The 6,569-nt window shown below is 62.3% G+C and carries 10 protein-coding genes and 1 pseudogene; 3 read left to right on the top strand and 8 right to left on the bottom strand.

Annotated features, from left to right (window positions below; translation table 11 throughout):
• From DU29_RS0128735 to DU29_RS0128695, 8 genes and pseudogenes are all read right to left on the bottom strand, one after another.
• Positions 1-311: pseudogene (locus DU29_RS0128735) on the bottom strand (S26 family signal peptidase); the annotation flags it as partial.
• The gene (locus tag DU29_RS0128730; RefSeq protein ID WP_009405767.1) at positions 308-853 is read right to left on the bottom strand and encodes a DUF2840 domain-containing protein; all 546 of its coding nucleotides are present in this window, start codon (positions 851-853) and stop codon (positions 308-310) included. The gene DU29_RS0128730 and the pseudogene DU29_RS0128735, both read right to left, overlap by 4 nt.
• Positions 850-1,137 (bottom strand): hypothetical protein, encoded by a 288-nt coding sequence (locus tag DU29_RS0128725; protein ID WP_028624781.1) that lies wholly within the window; start codon positions 1,135-1,137, stop codon positions 850-852. Before DU29_RS0128725 ends, DU29_RS0128730 begins: the two co-directional genes overlap by 4 nt.
• Positions 1,134-1,772 carry a ParA family partition ATPase gene (gene parA, locus DU29_RS0128720; protein WP_028624780.1) on the bottom strand — a complete coding sequence of 213 codons (639 nt, stop codon included), beginning with the start codon at positions 1,770-1,772 and terminating at the stop codon, positions 1,134-1,136. The genes DU29_RS0128725 and parA overlap by 4 nt, the downstream gene beginning before the upstream one ends.
• Before the next feature lie 265 nt (positions 1,773-2,037).
• Positions 2,038-2,883 (bottom strand): replication initiator protein A, encoded by an 846-nt coding sequence (locus tag DU29_RS0128715; protein WP_034000471.1) that lies wholly within the window; start codon positions 2,881-2,883, stop codon positions 2,038-2,040.
• A gap of 26 nt (positions 2,884-2,909) precedes the next feature.
• The gene (locus DU29_RS0128710; RefSeq protein ID WP_028624778.1) at positions 2,910-3,191 is read right to left on the bottom strand and encodes a helix-turn-helix domain-containing protein; all 282 of its coding nucleotides are present in this window, start codon (positions 3,189-3,191) and stop codon (positions 2,910-2,912) included.
• Positions 3,192-3,274: 83 nt separating this feature from the next.
• The gene (locus DU29_RS0128705) at positions 3,275-4,081 is read right to left on the bottom strand and encodes a DUF2285 domain-containing protein (RefSeq protein ID WP_028624777.1); all 807 of its coding nucleotides are present in this window, start codon (positions 4,079-4,081) and stop codon (positions 3,275-3,277) included.
• Between the two features lie 322 nt (positions 4,082-4,403).
• The gene (locus DU29_RS0128695) at positions 4,404-4,751 is read right to left on the bottom strand and encodes a DUF2958 domain-containing protein (RefSeq protein ID WP_028624776.1); all 348 of its coding nucleotides are present in this window, start codon (positions 4,749-4,751) and stop codon (positions 4,404-4,406) included.
• 270 nt (positions 4,752-5,021) lie between these two features.
• Between DU29_RS0128695 and DU29_RS0128690 the strand changes: the two genes are divergently transcribed.
• Genes DU29_RS0128690 through DU29_RS0128680 form a run of 3 tightly spaced genes read left to right on the top strand, consistent with a single transcriptional unit; the run spans position 5,022 to position 6,512 of the window.
• Positions 5,022-5,315, top strand: coding sequence for a helix-turn-helix domain-containing protein (locus DU29_RS0128690; protein ID WP_028624775.1), 294 nt, complete (start codon positions 5,022-5,024; stop codon positions 5,313-5,315).
• A gap of 13 nt (positions 5,316-5,328) precedes the next feature.
• The gene (locus DU29_RS0128685) at positions 5,329-5,616 is read left to right on the top strand and encodes a hypothetical protein (RefSeq protein WP_028624774.1); all 288 of its coding nucleotides are present in this window, start codon (positions 5,329-5,331) and stop codon (positions 5,614-5,616) included.
• On the top strand, positions 5,616-6,512 hold the full coding sequence (locus tag DU29_RS0128680) for a TIR domain-containing protein (RefSeq protein WP_028624773.1): 897 nt from the start codon (positions 5,616-5,618) through the stop codon (positions 6,510-6,512). The genes DU29_RS0128685 and DU29_RS0128680 overlap by 1 nt, the downstream gene beginning before the upstream one ends.
• Positions 6,513-6,569: the final 57 nt, after the last annotated feature.

The raw sequence follows: 6,569 nt of genomic DNA, 5'->3' as shown, positions 1-6,569 counted from the left end.
CGCTGCGCGGCCAGCATGGCGGCCCTGTTGGGCAGCGGCACCAGCACGATGCTGTCCACTGACAGCGGACGTGGCAGCGAGGCGGTGCGCGGGTCGAACGGTTCGATGCGATACCAGCCAACCGCCACACTGTCGGACGGGTTGTAGGCCAGGCGCGGCAGCGGCGATACGAAAGCCGCCCAGGCCAGCGCCGCGAGGCCGATGGCGGCCAGTGTCGCCACGACGACGCGAGCGCGCATACGTGAACGTGGGTGCAAGCGGGGACGCGGCGCAACGGCCGACGTGCTGCCCGTGTTGGTCGGGGCCGTCATGGCAGCACCTTCCCGGCCAACCAAGCGGCGTGCCGCTCGGCAGTGTATTCGGGCAGCGCAAGGCGAGCCGCCAGACGGTTGCCCAGCGTACGCCAGTACGCGGGCGACACGTCGATGGCGGCGATGCCCAGCGCTTCGATAGCGTCGATGCGTTCCAGCACGGCGCGCACGTTGGCATCGCCTTCTGCGTGCAGCAGCAGGCGCGCGCCTGGCTGCACACCTGGGATGCGCTGTACGGCATCGAGCGGCGTGGCGGCTTGCATCATCATGAGCTGCCAGCGGATCGTGCCGTAGTCGTTTGCCTCCCAGCGGATGCGGCATAGCATCGTGCCCGGCAGGAACACTGCGCAGCGCCGCCAACGGTCGAGCTGGAGTGTGCGCGCCGGTTCTCCGAAGCGCAGGTAGAGCTTAAAACGGGCCTCGATGTAGGCCAGCGAAACGCGCGTCAGCGGCACGTTGCCGGCCTGTCCGGCGAGTGTCGAAAGCGCAGGCAACGGCGTAACCGGTGCCGCGTTCGCGGCAGGCAAAGCGGATGCGGTCATGGTGTGTTCTCCCTGCGGTGTTCTGGAAACTCGCGCTCCAGCAGGCCGCGCAGCAGGTCGGCCACGGTCACGCCCCGCGTGAAGGCCGACACCTTGATGCGTGCCCGCATGGCAGGCGTGATGTCGAGGGTCAGGCGAGCGGTGTAAAGGTCGCCCTTGTTGAGCGCATCCGCGTCACCCTGGCGAATCCACGCCTCGGCGTGCGGATTGGCGGGCGGACGCGCACCGATGCCGACCCGCTTGGCTGGGCGTTTGCCGTTGGGTGGGTTGCTGTTGTCGCTCATGACGGCCACTGCAGCAGTTCGTCCACCAGGGCGGTGATTTCGCGGGCGGCGGCGCTGTCGGGCGCTGTTTCGCGGGCGAGCCGGCCAGCGGCCACGCTGTCGGCGAAGACGATGCGTTGGTGGATCTCCGAGCGCAGCGCGGGCAGCGGCTGTTCGGCCAGCGATTGCCGTGCTTCCCTGCCGATGATGGTGGTGCTGACGCGCCGATTGATGACGAAGGCCGCTGCTAGCTGCGGCCGGAACACCTGTGCCTCGCGGATCAGCGAAACCATTTCTGAGCTGGCCCACAGGTCGTAGGGGCTGGGCTGCACCGGGATTAGCACGCGCTCGGCCGCCAGCAGCGCGGAGCGCGCCAAGGCGGCGATCCTGGGTGGCCCGTCGATAATGACGTGATCGGCCCGCCTGGCGAGTTCTGGCGCTTCCTGGTGCAGTGTTTCACAGGCGAGGCCCACGGCGCTGAACAACCGTGGCAAGCCCTGCTGGCTTCTGCGCTGTGTCCAGTCCAGTGAGGAACCCTGCGGGTCGGCATCCAGCAGGATGACGTGTAGGCCGCGCATCGCCAGCTCGCCGGCGATGTGCGTGGCGAGCGTGGTCTTGCCGACACCGCCTTTCTGGTTGAGAAACGCGAAGATCATGGCGCGGCCCTCCCTGCTGGAAAGCCGGGCTTTGCCTGTCCTGCGAAACGGGGTTCGCCGTGCCGTTTGGCGGTTGTCCACCGAAACGGCGCGCTTCTACTAAAAGTTATGTATTTACTGTTAGGGAAGTTAAGGGGCGAGAAAACCCAGCAACGGCGCGGGTTTGCAGCCGATTTTTTTGCCTGATAGCACGACGATTTGTTGCCTGATAGCACGAGTCCTCTGTTGCCTGATAGCACGAGTGAATTAACAGGTTTTCCCGCAGTTATCCCCGTGCCGTGGGCGGCACGGGCCGGAATGTCAGCAGTTCGGTTTTCTCGCCAGGCATCCGCTCGATGCCCAGGACGTAGCCGGGCAGCGATTGCCGCGCCACCAGCGCGCGCAGGTCGGCGGCGAAGTCGTAGAAGCGCGCCACGCTGCCCGACTTGCGGTACAGGTGCTGGAAATCGAATTGCCAGCCATGTTCCTGCCGGCCGCCATGCTTGCGCACCAGGCGATACAGCCACCGCTCGATGCCGCCCGTGAGCCGGAAATACGTCGGGTGGATGGTTAGCACCAGGGCCGCGTCCACCACGCCCGCATAGAACCAGTCCGGCAGGATCAGCTCGATGCCCAGCGGCGTGCCGCTGGCGTCGGCCAGCTCCTTCCACTCGTTGATCCACGAGAAGCGATGCAATCGCCTTCCCGTGGTTTCTCGAATGGACGTGGCCACCGTGGTCGATTGCAGCCGGTCGAGCGCGGCCTTGAGGCGCTGGTAGTCGCGCAGCGACGTACCGCGCCCGATGAAGCGCAGGATCTCGTAGGGACGCACCTGCATCAGCCGCGAGGTCGGGATGCCCGCGTCGCGGGCTTCCACGATCTGGCTGGCGGCCCAGATCAGGATGTCGGCATCCCATATCGTGGCGATGCCATGTTCCTGTGTGCCTTCCACGCGGATGGTGATGCTCCCGCTGCGGAAATCGATCGGCGCGGTGCGCCGCGACTTCGCCAGCGAGAAGAACGGAAAGGCCATCAAGTCCTGGCTGTCGCGCGGCGCCATGTCGCCCGGCAGCGCGCGGAACAGGTCGAGCTGTTCGCGCTGCGGCAAGGCGTGCCCTGGTGGGCGGAACATGGCGATGGCCACCGACGATGCGCCGATCAGCGCGCACGGCTGTCAGCCGAGTGGTGCTCGGCATATTCGGGGTCGGAAGTGGTCTCGAAGCTGCGCGTTTCCGCCCAGGCATCAAGGTCGGCCACGGCGTACATCACACGGCGGCCGAACTTGCGGAACTTCGGGCCGCCGCCGATCACGCGCTGTTTCTCCAGCGTGCGCGGTGACAGGCGCAGGTAATCGGCAGCTTCATCGTTGGTGAGATAGCGTTGGGGGTGTGCGGGTGTGGCAGCGGGAACGGCGGCAGGCCGCAAGGGAGCGGGTCGCATGGGATGTACCTCCATCGGTAGGTAAAGCCCGGCCACACAGCGCGACCGGATGGAGGCAGTCTCAAGAAACTTGGGGTTCTTGCTCAGGGACGTTCTGCAGGGGATGCGAAACGTCCCCCCTCATGCGGCGGAACGGGGGGAAGTTGCGCCAGACGGCGATAGCCACCGCGCATCAGCCCATTGGCCCGGCGCACCAGCCGCCGCACGCGGGCGCGCAAAGCGCTGTCGGCGTGCCAGTCGGCGGCAACGGCATCCACACCAAACAGCCCTTCGGCCACCTCCCGCAAGGACGCACCCGCCAGGGTCGCGTCCAGCGCCTGAAGCGTGTGCAGTTCCAACAATGCGGACAGCGGCGGACGTGGCCGGACGGTCGCCGCAGGTACGGCACCTGCGGCTACGGCGATCTTGTTCAATTCGCTCACCAGGGCTGCATAGCGTTCGCAAGGTGCGACGCAGGCCCGGATGGCATAGGCGTAAGCCATGCCGTCGGCCAAGCCTGGCGCGAGCACGAAACGCAGGCAGCAGCCGGGCCAGCGTGCCACCAGCACCAGGCGCTTGCCGTCATGGATCAGGTGTTTGTGGCCCGGCAGCTTCCAGAACGCAAAGCACAAGGCATCGGGCGGCGGATCGGCATCCGGGTAGAGCTGCACCACGGCATCGTGATCGGGGAACCAGGCCGGGTGTGCATCCCGCGCATCCAGGGCGGGATCTTCCAGCAGGCGCAGCCCCCAATGCCCGGCGGCATCCGGTTGGCGACGACGGCGCAGCCAGTCGCGCTGGTAGTCTGGATGACGGCGCAGGTACTCCCAGGCCAGCGCCGGGCCATCCAAGTGCAGAACGTAGAGATAGGCCGCCGTGGCATACCACGGCTCGGCACTGCGATCAGCCATACGGCAACCTCCCTGTGCTGGGGATGCGTCGCCACGGCGAAACGGCGTGCTACGAGGCCATCGTCAAAACGTCATGGGTGAAGCGTAAACTGGCAGTGTCAAGACCGATGAACTCCGATACGTTGCTGAAATCGTCCGAGTGCGACGGCGGCAACGCACTCCAATGGCATGCCGCGTCGGTCAGCTTGCCGCAGCCCGCGCCAGGCATCATGACCGTTTCGATCTGGCACGCACCGCTTCGGTGCAACACTGCCAATTCAGACCGAACGGGTCACAGACCAGACCGAAATAGACACAGTGCGCCACCGCTTCGCGGTGGCCCTCAATCGGTGATCGAGCCGTTGTCTTCGGCCAGCCGCAGGTATTCCGACAGCCGCCGCACCGGCTGGAAATAGCGATCCCGCATCACGGACTGCTGCCGCGGCCCGACGATGGCGGCCAGGTCGGACAGCTTCACCGTTCCCAGTGCAGGCATGCCAATCCCCAAGCCGATCAGGCCGTGGGCAGTATCGCCATCGGCTGGGTCGAGCGAAGCCAGCAGCCAGGTGGCATGCGCATCCGGGGTGAACAGGCGCACCACGGGCTGCGGGTCGGTGTCCTGCCCGGCAGCGCGGGCCTGGCCGTTGGCCAGCAGGCGCGTGCGCTCGTCGGCGGTGATGAGCGGGGTCATGGCTGCACTCCCACGCATGCACGAAACATCAGGGACGCTTTACCGCATTCCCTCGAAAGCGCAGATGCGCAAGCCCACGCATCCGCAAAAGCGTAGAAGCACGAAGGCACATGCACGGAAGTCAGGAAAGACACGGATCAGGCTCTCCGCTTTTGCTGAAAGCCGCCAATGCGGATTTCAGTAAAGGCACAAACGGAAAAATGAACACTATAGATTGTAGCCCTATAGGGCGCAACAGGTTGTCATTCTGGATTTTGGGGAAAGTTCAGAATGACAGCATTCAAGCCATCGTTGCCCGATGCACTACGGCGGATCAGAAAGGCGCGTGGCCTGAGCCAGGAGGCGTTCTCGGATGTGTCCAGCCGAACTTACCTCAGCTCTTTGGAGCGAGGGCTGAAAAGCCCAACATTGAATAAAATTGAAGATGTTTGTGCCGTGCTGGATGTTCACCCACTCACGCTGCTGGTCCTTGCGTATGCAGGCAGTGATCCCAAAAACGCCCACGAACTGATGGATCACATTGCTCGGGAAGTTTCATCATTTTCCGAGCATCTGAATAAATAAAAGGAGGTGAGTCGTGTTCAAAATTACCGGACTGGATAAGCTTCAGAAAAACCTGAAAGATGCGCAGCGCGCCTTGAGTGAGTTAGACGGCGAACTGGGGGTCGTAAACTTTGATCCAAATGATCCCGCCAGCATTGAGGGCGCAATTCAATCGGTCAATCGAATGATCGACGACCGCTTAGGAGAATATTCTTCGAACCCTATCGTTGGCCCTCTCGCAGAACAAATGAAGGAAAAGTATCGGGAGAGTATTCTTGAAAAAGCGGCAGAAGCTAGATTGAAGTCGGATGGGGATGATTGATGGCTAAAGACTTATTCTCGGAAATAAACAATGCAGTTCTAGATTTGCAGTCCTCACAGCTTCAAACTTACGAAAGACCTCTCAAAAAATTGGCTCAACTGCTACGACATCCCGACCTTGAGCCATACAACGCCGAGCTCACGGAAGGTCTCGACGTTGAGGCGTTCATCGCTGAAAGTGAAAAGTCTGGGGGCAGCATGATTGGAAGCGCCCAGCTTGCTTGGCCAGACGACCCCAAGCAGGCGCTGGGGTTGACGTTGCTTTTAATCGAGAAGCTGGCGGCAGATCCCGGCTACGCTACCAATTTCGGACACCATTTTTTCTATTCCGGAAAAAAGGTCATTGCTGGAATTCACGCACTTACTGGCCAGCTAATCATTCCCTTTGTGCGGGATTACAAGAGTTATATCCAGACCAAGGGGAGCACGGATACCATGTTAAAAGCTCAATTTTCGCGCAAAGTCTTTATCGTTCATGGTCACGACGATGGTGCTCGTGAAACAGTGGCACGATTTCTTGAGCGAATCGGGCTTGAAGCCGTCATCTTGCACGAACAGGCTAACCAAGGACGAACAATTATCGAAAAAGTGGTTGCTCACAGTGATGTTGGTTTCGCAGTAGTTCTGCTTACTCCAGACGATGAGGGCTGCGTAAAAGGAGGAACACCTGAGCCCAGAGCCCGTCAGAATGTGCTTTTGGAGTTGGGGTACTTCATTGGTCGCCTAGGCAGAGACAAGGTATGTGCTCTCAAACGCGGGGCGGTGGAAATTCCAAGCGATTTCGCCGGTGTTGTTTGGGAGACGATGGATAGCGGCGGGGGCTGGAAACAGGCACTCGCGCGTGAGCTTGAAGCTGCCGGTCATAGCATCGACTGGAATAAGGTCATGCGTGCATAGAGTTGTGCCCCGCCGTAATGGGCGGGGCGCGGTGAGCGACTATCAGGCGGCCTTGGG

The organism is Pseudomonas sp. Ant30-3 (genome assembly GCF_000690905.1).
Lineage (GTDB): Bacteria > Pseudomonadota > Gammaproteobacteria > Pseudomonadales > Pseudomonadaceae > Aquipseudomonas.
This window is presented reverse-complemented; position numbering and strand designations above follow the sequence as displayed.

What these genes read in the sequence shown, in the direction of transcription:
- DU29_RS0128705 (WP_028624777.1), bottom strand. Translation starts at nt 4,081, where the DNA reads ATGGCTGATCGCAGTGCCGAGCCGTGGTATGCCACGGCGGCCTATCTC.
- DU29_RS0128680 (WP_028624773.1), top strand. Translation starts at nt 5,616, where the DNA reads ATGGCTAAAGACTTATTCTCGGAAATAAACAATGCAGTTCTAGATTTG.
- DU29_RS0128715 (WP_034000471.1), bottom strand. Translation starts at nt 2,883, where the DNA reads ATGTTCCGCCCACCAGGGCACGCCTTGCCGCAGCGCGAACAGCTCGAC.
- DU29_RS0128690 (WP_028624775.1), top strand. Translation starts at nt 5,022, where the DNA reads ATGACAGCATTCAAGCCATCGTTGCCCGATGCACTACGGCGGATCAGA.
- DU29_RS0128730 (WP_009405767.1), bottom strand. Translation starts at nt 853, where the DNA reads ATGACCGCATCCGCTTTGCCTGCCGCGAACGCGGCACCGGTTACGCCG.
- parA (WP_028624780.1), bottom strand. Translation starts at nt 1,772, where the DNA reads ATGATCTTCGCGTTTCTCAACCAGAAAGGCGGTGTCGGCAAGACCACG.
- DU29_RS0128695 (WP_028624776.1), bottom strand. Translation starts at nt 4,751, where the DNA reads ATGACCCCGCTCATCACCGCCGACGAGCGCACGCGCCTGCTGGCCAAC.
- DU29_RS0128710 (WP_028624778.1), bottom strand. Translation starts at nt 3,191, where the DNA reads ATGCGACCCGCTCCCTTGCGGCCTGCCGCCGTTCCCGCTGCCACACCC.
- DU29_RS0128725 (WP_028624781.1), bottom strand. Translation starts at nt 1,137, where the DNA reads ATGAGCGACAACAGCAACCCACCCAACGGCAAACGCCCAGCCAAGCGG.